This window comes from Rubrobacter sp. M3-4 (assembly GCF_059772285.1).
In genome coordinates, this window is sequence record NZ_JCBAJP010000006.1 from 80,372 (window position 1) to 100,398 (window position 20,027).

Consider the following 20,027-nt stretch of genomic DNA (forward strand, 5'->3'; position numbering starts at 1 on the left):
TCACTCCACGGTGACGCTCTTGGCGAGGTTGCGCGGTTTGTCCACGTCGAGGCCCCTGTCCGTCGCGACCTCATGGGCCAGCATCTGCAGCGGCACGGTGAGGACGAGCGGGACGATCGTCTCGGGAACCCGGGGGACCGGCAGGACGACGGAAGCCACCCCAGAGGCCTCCTCGTCGTCCGGGAAAGCCACGGCGACGACCCGCGCCCCGCGCGCCACGGTCTCCTGCACGTTGGAGAGGGTCTTCTCGCGGTGGATGCCGCTCCCGAAGAGGGCCACCACCGGGCATCTCTCGTCGATGAGGGCGATCGGTCCGTGCTTCATCTCTCCCGCGGGGTACCCCTCTGCAGGCAGGTAGGAGATCTCCTTGAGCTTGAGCGCTCCTTCGAGGGCGACCGGATAAGCGACCCCCCGCCCGAGGAACAGCGAACAGCGGGCCTCCTCGAAGAGCGCGCTCGCCTCGTCGAGGCGCCCGGAGACCGACTCGATCGCCTCCTGCACCCGCTCCGGAGCGAGGCGCAGTTCTCCGACCAGCTCCCTCAGCCGCTCCTCTGCGAGGGTTTCGCGGCTCCGGCCGAGCTCCATCGCGAGCAGCTCGAGCGCCACCACCTGCGCCACGAAGGTCTTGGTGGCCGCGACGCATATCTCCGGTCCGGTCCGGGTCAACAATACGCCGTCGGCTTCGCGTGTGATCAGAGACCCACGCGTGTTGGTTATCGCGAGCACCCTGGCCCCGCAACCTTTCGCCGCGTCGACCGCCGCCAGCGTGTCGGTCGTCTCCCCGCTCTGCGAGATCGCGACGACGAGCGTGCCGGGATCTCCTACGGGATCCGAGTATCGGTACTCGCTCGCCACCGCCACCTCCACCGGAACCCGGGCGTAACGCTCGATGAAGTACTTGCCCAGCAGCCCGGCATGATAGGCGGTCCCGCAGGCGACCACCACGACCCGCTCCACCCCCGACAGATCGATCCCGACCTCGGAAAGATCCACCATCCCGTCCTCCCCGAGACGTCCGTCGAGGGTGGCCCTGATGGCCTGGGGCTGCTCGTGTATCTCCTTGGACATGTAGTCCGGAAACCCGCCGAGCTCGACCGCCTCGGGATCCCAGTCGACCTCGAAAGGTTCCCGCTCGACGGGCTCTCCTCCGAAACGGCGGAGCTCCACGGACGACCGGGTAACCACCGCCATCTCGTCGTTCTCGACGAGGACGAAACGGTGGGTGAACCCCAGCAACGCCGGCACCCCGCTCGCCAGGAAGTTCTCCCCCTCCCCGAGCCCCACGACCAGCGGGCTCTGGCGCCGGCCCGCGACCACCGTCCCCGGCTCGTCGGCGCTGATGGCGGCCACGGCGAACGCCCCCTCGAGCATCTCCATCACCTCACCGAAGGCCTCGGCCAGAGAGGCGCCCCCCTCCAGACGCTCGGCCAGCAGGTGGGCGATGACCTCGGTGTCGGTCTCGGAGCGAAACCCGACCCCCCTCCGCTCCAGACCTTTCCTGAGCTCGGCGTGGTTCTCCACGATGCCGTTGTGGACCACGGCGACCCGGCCATCACCTCCCACGTGCGGGTGGGCGTTCTCCTCGCTCGGGCGGCCGTGCGTGGCCCAGCGGGTGTGCCCTATGCCCGCCAACACCTCACCGAAGCCTCCGTTTTTCTCGGCGACGGCTCGCTCCAGCTCCCTGAGCGGCCCCACGCGCCGCAACACCTCGAGCCTGCCCTCACCGGGCTGCACCGCGAGCCCGGCGGAATCGTACCCCCTGTACTCCAGCCGCTGGAGCCCTTCCATGAGCACCTCTATGCTTCGGCTGCCGCCCACGTAACCTACTATGCCGCACAAAACCGACACCTCCCGTCGCAGTGGTGCACTACGGTCGGGCGGGATGGCGGAGAAGAGGGCAGCACGAGCCCCGATGGGGTTCGAACGGCCTTTTGTCCCCGGCGTCACCGCCGGGATTTGTAGCCGTCCTGACGACCACCCCGGGGGCCGAGACGCACCCGCCGAAAGACTCGATGAACGTCTACCTCGTCAACTCCCCGCTCTCTCCGAGAGGGGGAGTCCTGGCGCTTCCATGTTTTTTCGTGAGAGACGGCCGTGCCGAACCTCTCCCGATCCCGCCGTCTTGTCTTCGAGATCTCTCCGGATGTACCTCCGGCCGCATCACCTCCCCTCTGCGAAACCGAACGTTTCGTTACTTTACTGCAAATCTCCCCCACCAGCAACGTCTCCGGCCATGACGGCGTCGTTGGGTTACGATTTCGTGCGTGGTGAGTAGAGAGAACCTGAGGTACACCATCCGCCCGGGCAGCAGAGAAGACGCCGTCGAAGCCGCGAGGCTCTGGATGAAGAGCGCGGAAGAGCACGCCGCCTACGACAGCGTCTACGCCACCTCGCCGCAGTCGGAGAAGACCATGCGCCGGTTCCTGCTCGATCTGGTCGCCAGCAGCCACGCCTTCCTCATCGTCGCCGTCACCGAGCCGGAGGGCAGGATGATAGGCTTCATCTCCGGGGAGATCCGGGAAGGGTCCCCGGCGTTCAGCCCCAGGACGTGGGTCGCGGTGGACGACATCTTCGTCCTCCCCGAGTACAGGAGCCGCGGCGTCGGCCGGGCGCTCTTCGAACGGGCCCGCGCCTGGGCCGAGCAGCAGGGCGCCACCGGCATGTCGCTGCAGGTGGCCGCGGCGAACCGGCGAGGGCGCAAGTTCTACGAGAACCTGGGGTTTCGCGAGGTCTCCATCTACGAGGTGCTGGAGTTCTGAGAGAGCGCGGGCAGCCCGCGCGAGAGCACCAGAACCCCCTGCTCGACCTCGAACCCGCAGGAGCGGTAGAACCCGGCCTCTTCCGTCTGCACCTCCACGTAGGAGATACCCCTGGCGACGCACAGGCGTTCGACCTCCGAAAGGAGGGCGCGGCCCAACCCCCGGTCCCTCACGTCGGGCCTCACGCACAGATCCTCCACGCTGGCGAAGAGCGCGGCCCCCGAGAGGCTGGGGCGATAGCGGACCGTGGCCGCCCCGGCGATCCCAACTCGATCGTAGAGCGCGACGACCGAGGCGCTGCGCGCCCGCACCTCCCGGCGCACCAGGTCCACGAATCCTGCGGGAGGGGGTGGCATACCGTACAGGGATGTTCTCAAAAAGGAGAGAACCTCCCCGAGATCCTCCGGGCCGCACTCGACGGCCCGGAACCCGCTATCCGGCAACCCCGAACCTCGCGATCCCGGCGGCCGCCTCCACGGCGCGCTCGACGTCCTCGTCGGAGACGTCGAGGTGGGTACACATGCGCACGGTCGAGGAGTTGCGGGGTGTGGCGAGCACCCCCCTGGCTGCGAGCGCCTCGAGGAAGCGGGGGGCATCCCCCACCTCGACGAGGACGATGTTCGTCTCCGGGGGCACGACCTCGTAGCCGGCCGAGGAGAGTCCCCGGGCGAGCCGGGCGGCGCGTTCGTGGTCCTCGGTGAGGCGGTCTATGTTGTGCTCGAAGGCGTAGAGCGAGGCGGCGGCGATCACCCCGGCCTGCCGCATCCCGCCACCGAGGGCCTTGCGTGCCCGGCGGGCCTCCGCGATGGTCCCGGCGTCCCCCGCGAGCAGCGAACCGACCGGCGCGCCGAGCCCCTTCGAGGAGCACACCGAGACGGTGTCGCAGAGCGCCGCCCACTCCCGGGCCGGGATGCCGGTCGCCGCCTGGGCGTTGAAGAGCCGGGCCCCGTCCAGGTGCACCCGAAGCCCGAGGACGCGGGCCTCCTCGCAGACCGCGGCGAAGGCATCGATCGGGTAGACCCTGCCACCGGAGGCGTTGTGGGTGTTCTCGAGACAGAGGAGGCTCTGCCTGGGAAAATGGACGTTCTCCGGGCGGGCGGCGGCACGGAGCGTCTCCGGCGAGATCACGCCGCCCTCCCCCGGGAGCTGGCGCACCTGCACGCTGGAGACGAGCGCCGGAGCCCCCGCCTCGTAGTTGAAGACGTGGGCGTCCTGGTGCACCAGCACCTCGTCCCCGCGGGAGGTGTTGACGTACACCCCGATCTGGTTCGTCATCGTCCCCGAGGGAGCGTAGACGGCGTCCTCCTTGCCGAGCAGCCCGGCGACGTACTCCTCGAGGCGCCTGACCGTCGGGTCCTCGCCGTAGACGTCATCCCCCACCTCGGCCTCGAATATCGCGCGGCGCATCTGCGGGGTGGGTCGGGTCACCGTGTCGCTGCGCAGGTCTATCACGCCATCTCACCCTCTTCCTTCGATCCTTCCATCACCTGCGTCGTGGTGGCGAAGCTGACCTTCGCCACCTCGGCGAGCGCCTCCTCCCCCAGCTCCCGGACGATCCGGCGCGCCGTCGGGACGACCTGATAGGCTCCCCGCGGCAGCGTGAAGCCGACCATCTCGGAGAGCGCGTCGAGCTCCTCGAGCTGCCTGGCCCGGGCCAGCACGGAGGCCGCGGCCACGGCCGCATCGTCCTCGGCTCGAGGGCGGACCTCGAGCCTAACCCCGCCGGGGACGCGGGAGGCGAGCTCCTCCCGGAGGCCCCTCGAGAACTCGTCCACGACGACGAGTTCCACACCCACCCCGAGCTCGCGGATTATCCTCCCGTCGAGCTCGACGAGCAGGCGGTTCACGTTGCCGCAGCGTCTCCTCAGGCGTTCGTACTCCCGGGGGGAGAGCGCGACGACGCACACCTCCTTCGGCCCGAGGCGCCCGACGATCTCCTTCGCGAGCTCCCTGACCCTGCGCGGGCCGAGCGTCTTGGAGTCCCGAACCCCGAGCTCGGCAAGGGAGCGCGCCGCCCCTTCTCCCGCGACCCGCACCCCCGCGCAGACCAGCGGCCCGAAGTAGTCGCCCTTGCCCGCCTCGTCGATCCCGAGCCGGGGCGTGGCATCCTCTTCGGGCATCCCGGCGGCCGGGCGGGGAGGACGTCCGGAACGGGCCCTCCACCAGCCCTCGAGCTGTTCCCTGAGGGGAGAGGGCTTGCCGTCGACCGAGATCCTGCCGGTCCTGAAGACGTTGAGGTTCGCGGTGTATCCGTCCCGACGCAGGTGGTACTGGGTGCCGTGGGGAAGCTCCCGGCTCCCGAGCACCTCTATGGAGTGCTCCGAGAGCCTGCGCGCTATATCCTTTGGGATGGCATTCAAAGTACCTCGAACCCCCGTTCTCCCCGGGGCTCCTCGTAGCTGGACTCGACGTTCTCCACCCGGGCGTGGGGCGGGCCCTCGCCGCACCAGCGGACCATCTCTTCGACCGCATCACGGGTCCCCTCGAAGACGGCCTCGACCCTGCCGTCGGGGAGGTTGCGCACCCAGCCGCCGACCCCGAGCGAGCGAGCCTTACTGCGCGCCGAATCGCGGAAGAAGACCCCCTGGACCCTCCCCGAGACGTAGACGTGAGCTCTGATACGCCTGTCCTCGGCCAAACGGCGAACCTCCAGACCTGGTATACCTTCTCTCAGAAGCTTCTCAGAATATATATGCTAGCCTATTGGCCGCCATGAGGTCCCCCGAACAGCCGCCTTCGAGCTCCGCGGTACGCGAGAGGCCGCTCCTCACGCTCGTCGTCCCGACCCGGGACGAGGCCGACAACGTGGAGAAGCTGGCGCGCCAGCTCGACGAGAGCCTCTCCGGGATAGACTACAGGCTGCTCTTCGTCGACGACTCGAGCGACGAGACCCCCCAGATCATCCGCGGCATGGCCCGGCGCGATCCCAGGATACGCCTCATCCGGCGCGAGGAGCACGAGCGGGAGGGAGGTCTCTCCACCGCCGTCACGGTCGGGATAGAGGCCGCGGGGGAGAGCGTCTACACCTGCGTGATGGACGCGGATCTGCAGCACCCGCCGGAGAAGGTGCGGGAGATGCTCGAGGTGGCGCGCACCTCGGGAGCGGACGTGGTGGTCGCGAGCCGCTACGCCCCCGGAGGCGACTACGCCGGCCTGTCGGGCCCCACGCGGCGGGCCGTCTCCTGGGGGAGCAAGCTCCTGGCCCAGGTGATCTTCAAGGAGGCCCGGAAGACCACAGACCCCATGACCGGCTTCTTCCTCCTCAAGAACGAGGCCGTCTCCGGCATCCAGTTCAGGCCCAAAGGCTTCAAGATCCTGCTCGAGATCCTCGTGTGCGCCCCGGAGCTGAAGGTGGTCGAGCTACCCTTCCGCTTCCGGGCACGCAACGCCGGGGTCTCGAAGGCCACCGTCAGGCAGGGGCTGGAGTACCTGGCCCACATCGCGAGCCTGTTCTGGTACGTGCCCTCGGCCGGACGCTTCTGGAAGTTCGCCCTCGTGGGCGCCTCGGGCGTGCTGGTCAACATGATCACGCTGGTCTTCCTGGCCGAGGTCCTGCACGCGGACAAGGTGATCGCGTGGATGTTCGGCGTCGGCGTGAGCATCCTGAGCAACTTCCTGCTCAACAACGCGTTCACCTGGCGCGACGTCCGGCACTCGAGCCGCATCCACTTCCTGCTGCGCGGGGCCCTGGCCTACCCGGTCGCGATAATCGGGATAGGGGCGAACTTCGCCGTCTACTACCCGCTCATAAAGTACGTGAGCGATGCCTTCCCCTACTACCTGATCTTCAACTTCTTCGGCATCTTGGCCGCGACGGTCGTGAACTTCGTCCTGAGCTCCAGGTTCGTCTTCCGGCCTTCGTCCCCGCGAACGCTCGACCCCGACGCCTCGCCCGCGCAGGCGGAGGATGAGATAAGGCGGGAGCTGAGGGCCGAACGGGTGGGCCTGGTCTCCCTCCCGGAGAAGACGGTGCTCGGAGATCCCACCCCAGACCACCTGCGGGACGACGACCTCGACGCGATCGAGCTCGCTGTCCGCAAGAGACACCCCATACTCACCCTCACCGGACCGACCCGCCCCCAGCCCCGCACCAACACACGCTGGACCAACACCCTCGCCGTGCCGGTGATGGAGGGAGGCGAGATCCTGGGCGTCCTCTACGCCTCCCGGCGCTCCACCGAGCCCTTCACCGAGGACGACCTGCAGTGGCTCACCTCCTACGCGGGCGGAGCCCCCGCCCTCTTCCGCAAGCACTCCCGCAACGTCCTGAAAAAACTTCCCTGACGTCGAAACGAAAAGAGCCCGGAGAGATCCCGCCGCAACCGCGAGAACACGGCGGACTCCGGGCTCGCGGCCCCGAGTCAGGGGACCGCTTCCGGACTCCACCTTACCCCTCCCAATCGGTGGAGACCAACGCATGCTCCGACCGGAAGCCCGGCCGGGGGCACGCCCTGCTCAAGCTAGCACTCTTCGTTCCAGCATGCAAGCGCCCCCATACCTGCGATCTCCCACTCCCCAAACCCACAACACACCATATATTGGTACCAGGACCACCTCAAACGCCCCATCTTCGATCCGAGCGAACCCGCTACAGCGACCTCGTGTATACCTCTACTAAAGGTTCATGCAGCTAAAGGAGTCGGGCTTCCGTGACGATCACGGGCGAAGGAAGGACGGATCGGAGAGCGGAGGTCGGGATTGCTGAGGGAGCAGGATGATCGGGCTTGAGGAGCTGGTCGATGGCGTGGTGGAGCGGGGAGCGAGCGACCTTCACCTGAAGGTCGGCTCACCGCCGGTACGCAGGGTGGACGGTCGACTCGAGCGGGTGGGAGAGACGAAGCTTGCTCCTTCGGACACGGAGAGGATACTGGAGGAGATCCTCCCGGAGAAGCTGCGCCCGGAGTTCGAGGAGGAGGGAGAGGTCGACTTCTCGCTGGCGATTGCGGGGAAGGGCAGGTTCCGGGTCAACGCCTTCAGGCAGCGGGGTTCCGTCTCGATGGTCATGCGCTTCGTCCCCTTCGGGGTGCCGAAGCTGGAGGAGCTCGGGCTTCCGGAGGCCGTAAGCCGCCTGGCGCTCGAGGAGCGCGGCATCATACTCGTGACGGGGACCACGGGGAGCGGCAAATCCACCACCCTGGCCGCGATGATCGATCTCGTTAACCGCACCACGGCCAGGCACATCGTCACCATAGAAGACCCGATCGAGTACCTCCACCGGGATCACAAGAGCATCGTGAACCAGCGTGAGGTGGGCTCGGACACCGCCTCCTTCGCCCGGGCGCTCCGGCGGGTACTGCGCCAGGACCCGGACATCATCCTGATCGGGGAGATAAGGGACACTGAGACGGCCCAGATAGCGCTCTCGGCGGCGGAGACCGGGCATCTGGTCCTCTCGACCCTGCACACGGTCGACGCGGCGGAGACCGTCAACAGGCTCATAGACCTCTTTCCCCCGTACGAGAGGGGACAGGTGAGGGCGATGCTCGCGGGCACCCTGCGCGGGATCATCGGCCAGAGGCTCATCCGCAAGGCGGACGGGTCCGGGAGGGTCGCGGCCTGCGAGATCCTGGTGAGCACCGGCAGGATACGGGATTTCATACTGGACGAGAGCAAGACGGGTCAGATCACGCAGGCGATCGCCGAAGGCGAGTACTACGGGATGCAGACCTTCGACCAGGCGCTCCTGAAGCTCCTGCAGAATGGGGTGGTGGACTACGCAGACGCCCTGAAGGCTTCGAGCCGACCTCAGGACTTCCAGCTCATGGCACGCTCCCTGCAGCAGGCCCCCTCCCGTTGATAACATCTCTCCCCTCCGGGATAATCGCCCGGGAGGCAGCGAAGGAAGAGAAGGAGGTGCGCCGAGATCCTCGAAGAGGTAGCGCAGCGGGAGCGGTGGAACGAAGCCGTGAGAGAACTCGACGGGGGAGCCCTGCAGTCGTGGGAGTGGGGTGAGTTCAGACGCACCGGCGGCTGGGTCCCGCTCAGGGTGCTCGACGAAGACGAGGGGTTCGCGGCGCAGGCGTTGCTGCGCCGGCTGCCGGCTGGTCTCGGGGCCCTTGCCTACGTGCCCCACGGTCCCGTGCATTCTTCCTCCACCCCGGCGGGGAGAGCGGCCGAGAACCTCGCCGGCTACCTCCGCAAGAGCACCGACGCCTCCCTTCTCGTCGTCGAACCCAGGGTGGAGGAGAAGGACGGCTTCGAGGCCGACGGGTTCGAGAGGAGCGCGAGCTCCGTACAGCCCCGCTGCACCTTCATCCTCGACGTCCTCCCCGACGAAGAAGCGCAGCTCTCGGCGCTGCCCAAGGACGCCCGCTACTCGGTGCGGCGCGCCCGCAAGGAGGGGGTGGAGGTCAGCTCGCACGAAGGGCTCTCGGAAGAACTCGAGGAATTTCTGGGGCTCCTGGAGGAGACGGCCACGAGACAGCGCTTCGCCGTGCGTCCCCGAGACTACTACCGCACCTTCATGCGAAAGCTGCCGGCGACCCTGATCTGCGCCCGCCACGAAGGGAGGCTCCTCTCCGGAGCCATCATCCTCTGCTTCGGGGAAGAAGCATACTACCTGTACGGGGCCTCCGCCTCTTCGGAGAGGCTCTACGCCTCATACCTGGTGCAGTTCGAGGCCCTCACGGTCGCACGCCGCTCCGGCGCGCTCCGGTACGACATGTGGGGGCCGTGCAGGCCCCCCGAGGGGGATCCCCTGCTCGGTGTCTACAGGTTCAAGAAAAAGTTCGGGGGCGAGGAGAAGCACTACGTGGGCGCGCACGAGAGGGCCCTGCGTCCCCTGCCCGCCCGACTCACCCGCGTGGGGCTCGACGCCTACTACCGCCTGCAGCGCCTGCTGGGGAGAAGCCCGGGCCCGGCGGAAGGCTGAAGCGGCGGGCGCGGTTTATACTTTTCCCATGCGGCCCATCTGCTTCCTCTCGGATTTCGGGCTCGCCGACGATTTCGTCGGCTCGTGCAAGGGTGTGATCGCCTCGATCGCCCCCGAAGCCCACGTCATCGACCTCACGCACGACGTTCCCGGCTTCGAGATCGAAGCCGGCGCCGAGATCCTGCAGCACGCCACGCGCTACATGCCGCCCGACACGGTCTACCTCGCCGTCGTGGACCCGGGGGTGGGCACCACGCGGCGCGGGATAGCGCTCTCCACCGGAAGCGGCGCCCTCATGGTCGGGCCGGACAACGGGCTCCTTCTCCCGGCGGCGCGGTTTCTGGGTGGGGTTCGCGAGGCCGTGGTGCTCGACAACCCCCGCTACCAGATGCACCCGGTCTCGAACACCTTCCACGGGAGGGACATATTCTCGCCGGCCGCCGCCTACCTGGCCTCCGGCACCGGGCTCTCCGATCTGGGGAGTTCCGTCCCGCCTGCGGAGCTGGTGAACCTGGACCTGCCGGAATCCGGGGTCGAAGCCCCGGAGGATGGGTTCGAGGCCAGGATCATCTCCATAGACCGGTTCGGCAACGCGAGGCTCTCCGTCCGACAGGAACAGGCGGGCTTCGGATACGGCTCCCTGCTGGGCGTGGACGTCGGGGACGGGGAGATGAAGGTACGCTACGTGAACACCTTCGGAGCCGCCAAGCCGGGTGAGCTCGTGCTGGTCCCGGACTCGCACTGGCGCCTGAGCCTCTCCATAAACCAGGGCAACGCCGCGCAGGCTCTCTCCCTGAACTCCGGCGACCGGGTGCACCTCAGGCTGCTGGAGCGCAGGAATGCCGGGGAACGCTGAACGAAGGCCCGAGCTCTCGCGGGAAGAGCGACTCAGGGTGGTCAGAGCCGCAGCCCTGCGACCCTGGAATCTGGTGGTCCTCGTGGTCGGGCTCGGCATCTTCGCCACCACCCTCGCCTGGTGGATGCTTCCTCTCACGGCTACGGTCTACACGCTTCTGACGTTCCTGGCCTTCAGGGACCCCCTGCTCCGCGCCCGGGCACTCGGCAGGGCTCCCGAGCTCCCCGGAGAAGGCCCCGGGGAGCTCTCTCCGGAACGCAGGGCCCACTGGCTGCCCCGGGGCGAGACGCGCCAAAGGGTGGAGGAGGCGCTCGACGCCTACCGAAAGGTGCTCGCCGCGATCAGGGAATCCGACGAGGTGACCAGAGAACTGCTGGAAGACGCCGGTCCGAAGCTCGACGAGGTCGCGAACCACCTGGTCGAGGTGGCGCTCGCCAGGGAGCGGGCGGCCCGGACGCTGGACGAGGTGGGCGGACGGACGGAGGGAGCGAAAGGGGCACTCGAGGGGCTACAGGAGCAGATCGAACGGGCCGACGCCGAGATCTCGTCGATCTCGGAACGCCTCTTCGCCCTGCGAGCGCAGGTGGTCAGGATCTCGCTGGAAGGCAACCCCCTGGCCCGGGAATCCACGCGAAGGATCGGCTCCTCGCTGGACGAGATGCGCTTCAGGTTGCAGGCGTTGGAAGAGATCCTGCCGGCCGGAGAGGAACACCAGAACGGCGGCTGACCCGACCTAGGCCGAGCTGACCCTCCTCCACCCTTCGCCTTCCATCTCGGCGCGCCGGAAAGTCCGCCGCACCACGGGCATCTGAAGTTCCCTCCGAACCCCGGCCGTAGCCTCGACGGAATCCTCGAACCAGCTCTCCAGCTGCTCCATGACACGTCCCTGATAAGCCTCGGCCTGCCCGGCGACCTCCCGCGCATACCCGCGCGCGGCACGCACGACCCCCTCCGCCCGCCGCCGCGCATCCCTGTAGATCTCCGTCTCGAGCGCGAGAGCCCGGGCCTCTTCCTTCGCCTCCTCCACGATCCTCCGGGCTTCCTCCCGGGCAGAAGAGATCATGGCCTCACATTGCTCGTCCACGACGCCGGCCCCCATAACTTCCTCCGGCAGCTCGGCCCTCAATTCCGCCAGGAGCGACAGCAACTCAGCCCGGTCGACGATGGCTTTCCCCTCACCCACCGGAAGCACCGACGCCTCGCGGAAGATCCCCTCGACCTCGTCCAGCAACCTCTCTATGCGCTTCGCCTCTCCTCTCATCATGCCCACCAACCTAACACGCCATCTTTACGCATGCCAGCATTTCTAGAAGTATTTTTTGCAGCTTTACCTAAACCTGAGGTACAAATATATCTCCAGCACAGGTTTACCTTCTGGGGTGTGCAGAAGGCTCGTTTCTTCCTGGAAACGGCCTTTCAGCGCCTGGGAGAGCTCATATTCAGCGGTTGCTGGCAGCGGCGGCCGAGATGGTGGCGATGGCCGCGGAGAGGATGAGGAAGAGGGGTGGGTTCCCGGCGAGCAGCGGGGGGATCAGGTATGGGAGGTAGGCGAGCAGCACGGCGCCTCCTGCGATGAGCAGGGCCGCGGTGCCACCGTTGCGGCCTCCGGCGCGGTTGACGAAGGTCCCGGCCAGAGAACCCGCGATGAAGGAGAGGAAGAGGCTGGCGAAGTGTATGCCGGCCATGAAGTTCACGACCGCGAGTCCGACGAGCAGCACCACGACGCCGGCGAGCAGGCTCTTCGCGAGCTGGCTCGGTTTCATGACGCCCGCTCTGGCCCTGCGGGGCAGGCGTGCATCCTCCGGGCATTTTATCCCCACCTCGGTCTGCACCATGCAGTCGGTGCAGATGGGGCGTCCACAGGTGGCGCAGGTCACGCGGGTCTCGCGCTTGGGGTGTCGGTAACAGTGGAGGGGTTCGCTCATGACGGCGATGGGGAGCGGCGGACGAGCTCTCCCCGAGGGAGGAGGACGAGCTCACGCTTGTAGCTGCGGTGCACCTCCCGGATGGCCAGGGCGTGTTCGCGCTGCTGTTCTTCCAGCTTCTTCGTGAGGCGGGCGTTTTCTCTCTCCAGCCGCTCTATCCTGCGCTCGAGGTCCAGTACCATTCTGACCCCCGCGAGGTTCATTCCCATCTCCTGGGTCAGCTTCTGTATGTAGCGGCCGCGCTCTATGTCCTCCTGGGAATAGAGACGGGTGTTCTTTATGCTCTTGCGCGGTACCAGAAGCCCTTTCTGCTCGTACATGCGCAGGGTCTGGGGGTGTACGCCGATGAGCTCGGCGGCGACCCCGATCATGAACACCGGTTTCTTCCTGATCTCCATACCCTCATCACCATCCTAGCGCACCTCCCCGACCCTGCGGAAGAGTTCCTCACGCACGTTATCGTCGTGGACGTCCGCGAACGCCTCCAGTATCTCACGTTCTCTGCGCGTGAGCTTCGCGGGGACCACCACGCGGACCCGCACGATCAGGTCGCCCCGCCCCCCTCCGCGGGGATGCGGAGCCCCCGCGCCCCGCACCCGAAACTGCTTACCATCCTGGGTTCCGGCCGGGATCTTCAGCCTGACGGTCCCGCCCTCCGGGCGCGGCACATCGACCCGCGCTCCGAGCGCCGCCTCGGTGAAGCTGACGGGCAGCTCCACGACGAAGTCGTCCCCGCGACGTTCGAAGACGGGGTGTTCGGCGACACGGGTCACGACGTACAGGTCGCCGCGGGGCCCACCGTTCCGTCCGGCGCTCCCGCGTCCGGGGATCCTGATCTTCATCCCGTCCTTCGCCCCGGCCGGGATGCGTACGGTCACCTGGCGGGCGTTCCGGACCCGTCCGTCGCCGTGGCAGGTCGGGCACGGCCGGTCTATGACGGTACCGCTACCCCCGCACCGCCGGCAGGTGGAGGAGAAGGCGAAGAACCCCTGGTCCTGGGTGCTCGTCCCCTTTCCCCCACATTCGGGGCAGGTTCTGGGGAAAGTGCCCGGAGCCGCGCCGGAGCCCCCGCAGGTGGAGCATTCCTCCTCCACCGGTGCGCTCACCCGGGTCGTCACGCCGCTGAGCGCCTCCCTGAAGCCCAGGTTGACGCTCACGGTCACGTCCTGCCCCCGGGACGAAGGGCGCTGTCCCCTTCCGCCGCGCCCGAAGACGTCACCGAAGGTATCGAAGATGTCCGAGATGTTGGAGAATCCCCCGAATCCGCCACCGTTGCCGGAAACCCTCTCGCCGCCGAAGAAGGCGCTCGGCCCCTGATCGTAGCGGCGACGTCTCTCGGGGTCGGAGAGGACCTCGTAAGCGTGCTGTATCTCCTTGAAGCGCTCCTCGGCGGATGGATCGTCGGGGTTGGCGTCGGGATGGTATTTGCGCGCCAGACGGCGGTAGGCGCGCCGTATCTCCTCCTGCGACGCCCCCCTGGATACGCCCAGAATCCTGTAGAGGTCCTTGGTCTCCATCTCCCCTTCTTCTCAGGCCTCTCTTGCCACCACCACCTTCGCGGGGCGGATCGGCTTCCCGTTGAGCAGGTAGCCCCGCTGGAAGGTCTGGACGATGACCCCCTCCTCGTGCTCCTCGGAGGGCTGGCTCATGACGGCCTCGTGCACGCTGGGATCGAAGCGCTGCCCGTCGGAGGCGACCGGGATGAGCCCCTCCTCCTCGAGGACCCCGAGCAGCTGGTCCCGGGTGGCCCGGACACCTTCCCGGATGTCCCCTTCGGACTCGAGCGCCCGCTCGAGGTTGTCCAGAACCGGGAGAAGCTCCCTCACCAGCCGCTCGGAGGCGAGCTCGACGATCCTCTCCCGCTCGCGCTCCTGGCGCTTGCGGCTGTTCTCGAACTCCGCCTTGAGGCGCTTCAAGGTATCCAGGTATTCGTCCCGCTCACGCCGGACGGCCTCGAGCTCCTCCCGCAGGCGGGCGATCTCCTCACCGGAACGGTCCTCATCACCGGAGGAGTCGGCCGGGTGTTGATCCTCCGCGGCCGGAGCGGGCTCTCCGCCCGCCGCCTCTTCCCGCCGGTCAGCCTCCGCTGAGGGAGCGGCCTCTTCGCTCTCCGATTCCCGCACAGGCTCCTCTCGGATCTCGCCTTCCCTGTCGTTCCTCTCTTCGCTGCTCAAAGCCAACCTTCCTCCCGTGCGCGGGGGCGGCGGCACGCCGCCCCCGGAGAACAAGTCCTACCCGTTGCGCTTCTCCTCGTCGTCTTCCTCGTCTATGACCTCGGCATCCTCGACGACGTCCTCGTCGGAGCCGCCCTCCTGCTGGCCTCCGGAGGACTGCTGCTCCTGGGCCTGCTGGTAGAGCACCTGCGAGAGCTTGTGCGAGGCTGCGAGCAGGGCCTCCTGCTTCTGCTTTATCTGCTCTATGTCGTCCCCGGCGAGCGCCTCCTTGGCCTCCTTGAGGGCTTTCTCGATCTCGTCCCTGGTCTGCTGGTCGATCTTGCCGTCGAGTTCCTTGAGGTTGCGCTCGATCGAGTAGACCAGGTTGTCCGCGTTGTTGCGGACCTCGGCCTCCTCGCGGCGGCGCCGGTCCTCCTCGGCGTGTGCCTCCGCGTCGCGCACCATCTGCTCGATCTCCTCGTCGGAGAGCCCGCTGGAGGCGGTTATCGTGATCTTCTGCTCCTTGCCCGTGCCGAGATCCTTGGCGCTCACGTTGAGGATGCCGTTCGCGTCGATGTCGAAGGTCACCTCTATCTGCGGCACCCCCCTCGGCGCCGGCGGTATCCCGACGAGCTGGAAGTTGCCGATCAGCTTGTTGTGCGCCGCGATCTCCCGCTCGCCCTGGTACACCTTGATCTCGACCGACGACTGGTTGTCCTCGGCGGTGGTGAAGACCTCGCTCTTGCGCGTCGGGATGGTCGTGTTGCGTTCGATCAGCTTGGTCATCACCCCGCCCTTGGTCTCGATGCCCAGAGAGAGCGGCGTGACGTCGAGCAAAAGCACGTCCTTGACCTCGCCGGCGAGCACCCCGGCCTGGATGGCCGCGCCTATCGCGACGACCTCGTCGGGGTTTATGCCCTTGTGCGGGTCCTTGCCGGTGAGCTCCTTGACCTTCTCCTGCACCGCCGGGATGCGGGTGGAGCCGCCGACCAGGATCACCTGGTCCACGTCACCCTTGCTGAGCCCCGCGTCCTCCATCGCCTGGCGCACCGGACCGGCCGTCGCCTCCACCAGATCGGCGGTCAGGTCGTTGAACTTGGCCCGGGTGAGCGTGAGATCGAGGTGCTTGGGGCCGTTGGCATCGGCCGTGATGAACGGCAGGTTGATGTTCGTCGTCGTCGTCGAGGAGAGCTCCTTCTTGGCCTTCTCGGCCGCCTCGACCAACCGCTGCACGGCCATCTTGTCCTTGGAGAGATCTATCCCCTCGGCCTTCTTGAACTCCTGCACCATCCAGTCGACGATCCTGGCGTCGAAGTCGTCGCCGCCGAGGTGGTTGTTGCCGCTCGTGGCCTTGACCTCGAAGACCCCGTCACCAAGCTCCAGGATGGAGACGTCGAACGTCCCCCCACCGAGGTCGAAGACCAGGATCGTCTGGTCGTTCTCCTTGTCGAGACCGTAGGCAAGAGCAGCAGCCGTCGGCTCGTTGATGATCCTCTTGACGTTGAGCCCGGCTATCCGGCCGGCATCCTTGGTGGCCTGCCGCTGCGCATCCTCGAAGTACGCGGGCACCGTGATCACCGCGTCGGTGACCTCCTCCCCCAGATACTCCTCGGCGTCCCGCTTGAGCTTCTGCAGGATCATCGCCGAGATCTCGGGCGGCGAGTACTCCTTCTCACCTATCTTGACCCGCACGTCCCCGCCGCTGCCGGAGACCACCGGATACCCGACCCGCTCGATCTCGGATTTCACCTCCGAAAAACGCCTGCCCATGAAGCGCTTTATCGAGTAGATCGTCCGGTCCGGGTTGGTCACCGCCTGCCTGCGGGCGAGCTGACCCACCAGCCGCTCCCCGCTCCGCTTGTCGAAGGCCACCACCGAGGGCGTCGTCCGCTCCCCCTCGGCGTTGGGGATCACCACCGGATCCCCACCCTCCAGTACCGCCACACAGCTGTTGGTCGTCCCAAGGTCTATGCCTATGCTCTTGCCCATCCAAACACCTCCATCGAGGGATACGTTCGATCTCAGTCGGGAGCGATTATAAAATCTTAGTGTGCAATATACAAGTTTTGCATCGCAAGATCGGATGTGCGGTGGGGGAGGCTGGGGTAGTATGTTGCGGTAGTATCTGTTGAACCCGTACGGTTTGATAGCTTTGGCTCAGGGAGGTCTTCGAGGAGAAGCGGAGGGGCTCTGGGGTTGGAAGAGCGGGTTCTGATAGTCGACGACGACGAGGCTCTGCTCGAGGTGATCTCGATCGTGCTCGCCTCGGAGGGCTACGGGGTTCTGACGGCGAAGGACGGCTCCGAGGCTTTGAGGATAGCGGGTCGGGAGCGGCTCGATCTGGTGATCCTGGACATCATGTTGCCGCAGATGAGCGGGTTCGAGGTGTTGAAGAAGCTCCGGCAGCAGAGCGACGTCCCGGTGATCATGCTGACGGCCAAGAGCCAGTCGGTGGACAAGGTCGTGGGGCTCGAGCTCGGGGCGGACGACTACATAACCAAGCCGTTCGACACCAAGGAGCTTTTGGCGCGCATCCGGGCCATCCTGCGTCGGTTCGGCCGGCAGGAGGGCAGGGTACGCGACGGCGTCCTGCGTCACGGGGGGATAGAGCTCGACCTGGAGGGATACACGGCGACCAAGGACGGCAAACCGGTGGACCTCACGCCCACGGAGTTCAAGATACTTGCGCTTCTCATGCGGCGGCCCGGGCAGGCGTTCACCCGCACCCAGATCTCGAACGCCGTCTCGACCGGCTCGCACTACCTGGCGAGCAGATACATAGACGTGCACATCTCGCGGTTGCGCTCCAAGATAGAGGACAACCCCTCGCGGCCGGAGATCATCCAGACCGTCCCGAGCGTCGGTTACCGGGCGGCCAAGAACCCTCCGGAGAGGCGCGAGTAGGAGGTTTGCGGGTGAATCCCGGGAAGATCGCCAGGAGAGTCTTCTTCTGGGCCGCCTCCTTCAGGACCAGGATCTTCATCGCCCTCGTCGGCATCTCGGCCACGGTCAGCCTGCTCATAGGCGTCTCCTTCTACTACTTCGCCAAGGCCCGCCTGATCGAGGTGGAGAGCCGGCTCCTGCTCCAGCGCTCGCAGGCGGCCAACCAGGAGGCGGAAGGCATGCTCATCAGCCTGATCCGACCGAAAGCTCCGGGGGCCATCTCCCCCAAGAACTTCACCCTGCCCCCGCCCCGCTCGTACGCGGGGCGGCTGGTCGACAAGATCGCGGCTCCCACGGGCCTGCTGGTCCTCTACATAGGCCCAGACGGGAGACCGCTGGCCGCGCGTGACAGCTCCGGACGCACCATCTCCCCGAAAAACGCCTACGCGGAGCTAGGTCTGAACGCCAGGCTGGTCTCCCGGGCCGAGCAGGGCAAGCTGAAAGGAGAGGGGCGTCTGGTGCGAAACGGGTTCCGCTACGTCGCTCTCTGGCCGCTGGAGGACCCGGTCGGCCGGGTGCACGGCGTCATGGCCTACCGGGCGCCCTGGGACGGGCTCTACAAGGCGCTCGCCTACCTGCGCTACGGGATAATGGGGGCCGTGGCCGGGAGCATCGTGTTCTCGGGGGCGGCGAGCCTGCTGCTCACGCGCAGGATAACCCGCCCGCTCTCGGACACCCGCGACGCAGCGATAAAGCTCGCCTCGGGCAGCTACACCAGGATACCGGAGAAGCGGCGGGACGAGCTAGGCGAGGTCGCCCGCGCCTTCAACTACATGGCCGAGGAACTCGAACACTACGTCGGCGAACTCCAGGAGCAGAAGAGCCGGCTGGAGGCCGTGCTCGAAGCCTCCCCGGAGGCGGTCCTCTCGACCGACCTCGAGGGCCGCATCACGATGACCAACCGCGTGGCCACCCGGATGCTCGGCGTGCGCAAGGCCGACGTGGGAAGGAACATAGAAGAGGTGGGGCTGCCCCGGGAGATCATGCAGTGCATAAACGAAGCCTCCACCAACGGCGTGGCCGTGCGAGAGACCTCCTGTGGGGACAAGATCTACTGGGCCTACGCCGCGCAGATGAGCCGGGAGGAGGATACCGGGTCGTCGGGGATAATCCTCGCCGTGCGCGACATCACGGAGCGCAGGATCCTGGAGAGGACCAAGACGGACTTCGTCTCCGACGTCTCGCACGAGCTGCGCACCCCCCTGACGACCATCCAGAGCGCCGTGGACCTCGTCTCGGGAGGGGCTAAAGAGAAGCTCGGCCCGATGGAGCACAGGGCCCTCGAGCTCGCGCAGGGCGAGCTCAAACGCATCCGCTCCATGGTCGAGGAGCTTCTCACCCTGAGCCAGATGGACTCCTGGCAGTACTCGCTGGAAGTTGGGCAGGCGGACCTCAGCACCATCCTGCACAACTCGCTGGACAGCGTGCGGACCAAGGCCGAGCGCTTCGGCATCTCGCTCAGCCTCGAGAACGACTCCCCCCACCCCTGCGTCTGCGACGCTCAGAAGATCTACCAGGTCTTCCTGAACCTGCTCGACAACGCCATAAAGTACTCCGAGTCGGGCGACAGCGTGCACGTCTCTGTCGAGGAGGACGAACACTTCCTGACCGTGCACGTGAGCGACACCGGCATCGGCATCCCGGAAGAGGACATTCCCCAGCTCTTCGAGCGATTCTACCGGGTGGACAAGACCCGCTCGCGCTCGACCGGCGGGACGGGGCTGGGGCTCGCTATAAGCAAGAAGATCGTCGAGCTACACGGCGGGAACATCTCGGTGAGGAGCAAGCCCGGAGAGGGTTCGACCTTCAGCGTCCAGCTCCCGAAGACCCCTCTGCCGCGCTCCTCGAGCTACGCGATGTAGCCGCAGCCGGTCCCGGCTTTCTCCAGATGTTCGCTGGCGGGACGGCTACGCGTGAGCGTGCCCGGGATGAGCCCTCCCCTCGGCTTGAGCGACGGCATCTTGACCCGCCCCAACAACCCGCGGGCCAGCTCCCTGACCTCCACGCTGCTCGCAAGGTCGGTACGCACCAGCGTGTAGAGCTGTCCCCCTTTCCAGCCCTGACGCACGGGCCGCCAGCCGCACTCGAGCAGGAAGCGCGTCGGCAGATGCCAGCCGGTCCCGAGGTCGCTCGCGATCGCATCCACTCCCCCGACACCCCGGCCTTTGAGGTCCCCGAGCACGCGCACCAGGAGGTGCCGGCGGATCCTTGCATCCCCCTCGGCATAGGCCAGGAACACCCTCCCCTCCTCCAGCGGCCCGATAGGGTACTCTTCCACCCGAACGAGGCGACTCCTCGGACCGTAGAGCGCGAACCCGAGGAGCTCACCATCCTTCCGCGCGGTGAACCCGGCCTGTCCCCACTCTTCGAGAACTTCGCGCAACCACTCGTCCCCGCGGCGGTGGCCGGACCAGTAAGAGACGGCCCCCGCGATACGCGGCACCGAGCGCACGTCCTCGGGGGTGAGGGCCTCGATGCCCGGCACGGTGAGATACCCACGCCCTATCCCACGCCGCACGG

At 67.0% G+C, this 20,027-nt stretch carries 20 protein-coding genes; 8 read left to right on the top strand and 12 right to left on the bottom strand.

All coding sequences use genetic code 11. The features are described 5' to 3' along the window. A complete protein-coding gene (gene glmS / locus AC6EKW_RS08590; protein WP_498514173.1) occupies positions 1 to 1,839 on the bottom strand; it encodes a glutamine--fructose-6-phosphate transaminase (isomerizing) in 1,839 nt (612 codons plus the stop codon). A 428-nt stretch (positions 1,840 to 2,267) separates the two neighbouring features. On the opposite strand from glmS, the gene AC6EKW_RS08595 reads away from it, so the two are divergent. Then, entirely contained in the window at positions 2,268 to 2,759 is a 492-nt protein-coding gene (locus AC6EKW_RS08595; protein WP_498514174.1) for a GNAT family N-acetyltransferase, read from the top strand. Here the strand turns inward: AC6EKW_RS08595 and AC6EKW_RS08600 are convergent. Genes AC6EKW_RS08600 through AC6EKW_RS08615 form a run of 4 tightly spaced genes read right to left on the bottom strand, consistent with a single transcriptional unit; the run spans position 2,738 to position 5,397 of the window. Beyond that, a complete protein-coding gene (locus AC6EKW_RS08600) occupies positions 2,738 to 3,202 on the bottom strand; it encodes a GNAT family N-acetyltransferase (protein ID WP_498514175.1) in 465 nt (154 codons plus the stop codon). The genes AC6EKW_RS08595 and AC6EKW_RS08600 overlap by 22 nt on opposite strands. Beyond that, entirely contained in the window at positions 3,192 to 4,211 is a 1,020-nt protein-coding gene (ltaE, locus tag AC6EKW_RS08605) for a low-specificity L-threonine aldolase (protein WP_498514176.1), read from the bottom strand. The genes AC6EKW_RS08600 and ltaE overlap by 11 nt, the downstream gene beginning before the upstream one ends. Beyond that, positions 4,208 to 5,119 (bottom strand): ribonuclease H family protein, encoded by a 912-nt coding sequence (locus tag AC6EKW_RS08610; RefSeq protein WP_273888580.1) that lies wholly within the window; start codon positions 5,117 to 5,119, stop codon positions 4,208 to 4,210. The genes ltaE and AC6EKW_RS08610 overlap by 4 nt, the downstream gene beginning before the upstream one ends. Further along, positions 5,116 to 5,397, bottom strand: a complete 282-nt coding sequence (locus AC6EKW_RS08615; protein ID WP_498514177.1) for an acylphosphatase — start codon at positions 5,395 to 5,397, stop codon at positions 5,116 to 5,118. The genes AC6EKW_RS08610 and AC6EKW_RS08615 overlap by 4 nt, the downstream gene beginning before the upstream one ends. Before the next feature lie 74 nt (positions 5,398 to 5,471). On the opposite strand from AC6EKW_RS08615, the gene AC6EKW_RS08620 reads away from it, so the two are divergent. The 5 genes from AC6EKW_RS08620 (at position 5,472) to AC6EKW_RS08640 (ending at position 11,213) form a co-directional block, all read left to right on the top strand. Beyond that, entirely contained in the window at positions 5,472 to 7,043 is a 1,572-nt protein-coding gene (locus tag AC6EKW_RS08620; protein WP_498514245.1) for a glycosyltransferase, read from the top strand. 430 nt (positions 7,044 to 7,473) lie between these two features. Further along, positions 7,474 to 8,556, top strand: a complete 1,083-nt coding sequence (locus tag AC6EKW_RS08625; RefSeq protein WP_273888578.1) for a type IV pilus twitching motility protein PilT — start codon at positions 7,474 to 7,476, stop codon at positions 8,554 to 8,556. 108 nt (positions 8,557 to 8,664) lie between these two features. Beyond that, positions 8,665 to 9,630, top strand: coding sequence for a lipid II:glycine glycyltransferase FemX (locus tag AC6EKW_RS08630; protein ID WP_498514178.1), 966 nt, complete (start codon positions 8,665 to 8,667; stop codon positions 9,628 to 9,630). 28 nt (positions 9,631 to 9,658) lie between these two features. After that, the gene (locus AC6EKW_RS08635) at positions 9,659 to 10,486 is read left to right on the top strand and encodes an SAM hydrolase/SAM-dependent halogenase family protein (RefSeq protein ID WP_273888576.1); all 828 of its coding nucleotides are present in this window, start codon (positions 9,659 to 9,661) and stop codon (positions 10,484 to 10,486) included. Continuing rightward, entirely contained in the window at positions 10,470 to 11,213 is a 744-nt protein-coding gene (locus AC6EKW_RS08640) for a hypothetical protein (protein ID WP_498514179.1), read from the top strand. Before AC6EKW_RS08635 ends, AC6EKW_RS08640 begins: the two co-directional genes overlap by 17 nt. 6 nt (positions 11,214 to 11,219) lie before the next feature. Here AC6EKW_RS08640 and AC6EKW_RS08645 read toward each other — a convergent pair whose 3' ends face one another. The 6 genes from AC6EKW_RS08645 to dnaK all read right to left on the bottom strand — a co-directional run bounded on the left by AC6EKW_RS08645 (position 11,220) and on the right by dnaK (position 16,553). Next, entirely contained in the window at positions 11,220 to 11,750 is a 531-nt protein-coding gene (locus AC6EKW_RS08645) for a hypothetical protein (protein ID WP_273888574.1), read from the bottom strand. Positions 11,751 to 11,925: 175 nt separating this feature from the next. Continuing rightward, the gene (locus AC6EKW_RS08650) at positions 11,926 to 12,411 is read right to left on the bottom strand and encodes a B-box zinc finger protein (RefSeq protein ID WP_273888573.1); all 486 of its coding nucleotides are present in this window, start codon (positions 12,409 to 12,411) and stop codon (positions 11,926 to 11,928) included. Next, positions 12,408 to 12,809, bottom strand: coding sequence for a heat shock protein transcriptional repressor HspR (locus AC6EKW_RS08655; RefSeq protein ID WP_498514180.1), 402 nt, complete (start codon positions 12,807 to 12,809; stop codon positions 12,408 to 12,410). The genes AC6EKW_RS08650 and AC6EKW_RS08655 overlap by 4 nt, the downstream gene beginning before the upstream one ends. A gap of 15 nt (positions 12,810 to 12,824) precedes the next feature. Further along, complete coding sequence (gene dnaJ / locus AC6EKW_RS08660; protein ID WP_498514181.1) at positions 12,825 to 13,928, bottom strand: molecular chaperone DnaJ; 1,104 nt, start codon at positions 13,926 to 13,928, stop codon at positions 12,825 to 12,827. 12 nt (positions 13,929 to 13,940) lie between these two features. Next, positions 13,941 to 14,585 carry a nucleotide exchange factor GrpE gene (locus tag AC6EKW_RS08665; protein ID WP_498514182.1) on the bottom strand — a complete coding sequence of 215 codons (645 nt, stop codon included), beginning with the start codon at positions 14,583 to 14,585 and terminating at the stop codon, positions 13,941 to 13,943. A 57-nt stretch (positions 14,586 to 14,642) separates the two neighbouring features. Then, the gene (gene dnaK, locus AC6EKW_RS08670; RefSeq protein ID WP_498514183.1) at positions 14,643 to 16,553 is read right to left on the bottom strand and encodes a molecular chaperone DnaK; all 1,911 of its coding nucleotides are present in this window, start codon (positions 16,551 to 16,553) and stop codon (positions 14,643 to 14,645) included. 207 nt (positions 16,554 to 16,760) lie between these two features. Here dnaK and AC6EKW_RS08675 point away from each other — a divergent pair, with 207 nt between their 5' ends. Further along, positions 16,761 to 17,468: a response regulator gene (locus AC6EKW_RS08675; RefSeq protein ID WP_273888567.1), complete on the top strand. Its 708-nt coding sequence runs from the start codon at positions 16,761 to 16,763 to the stop codon at positions 17,466 to 17,468. A gap of 11 nt (positions 17,469 to 17,479) precedes the next feature. Continuing rightward, entirely contained in the window at positions 17,480 to 19,369 is a 1,890-nt protein-coding gene (locus AC6EKW_RS08680; protein WP_498514184.1) for an ATP-binding protein, read from the top strand. Here the strand turns inward: AC6EKW_RS08680 and AC6EKW_RS08685 are convergent. Next, complete coding sequence (locus AC6EKW_RS08685; protein ID WP_498514185.1) at positions 19,357 to 20,025, bottom strand: hypothetical protein; 669 nt, start codon at positions 20,023 to 20,025, stop codon at positions 19,357 to 19,359. The genes AC6EKW_RS08680 and AC6EKW_RS08685 overlap by 13 nt on opposite strands. Positions 20,026 to 20,027: the final 2 nt, after the last annotated feature.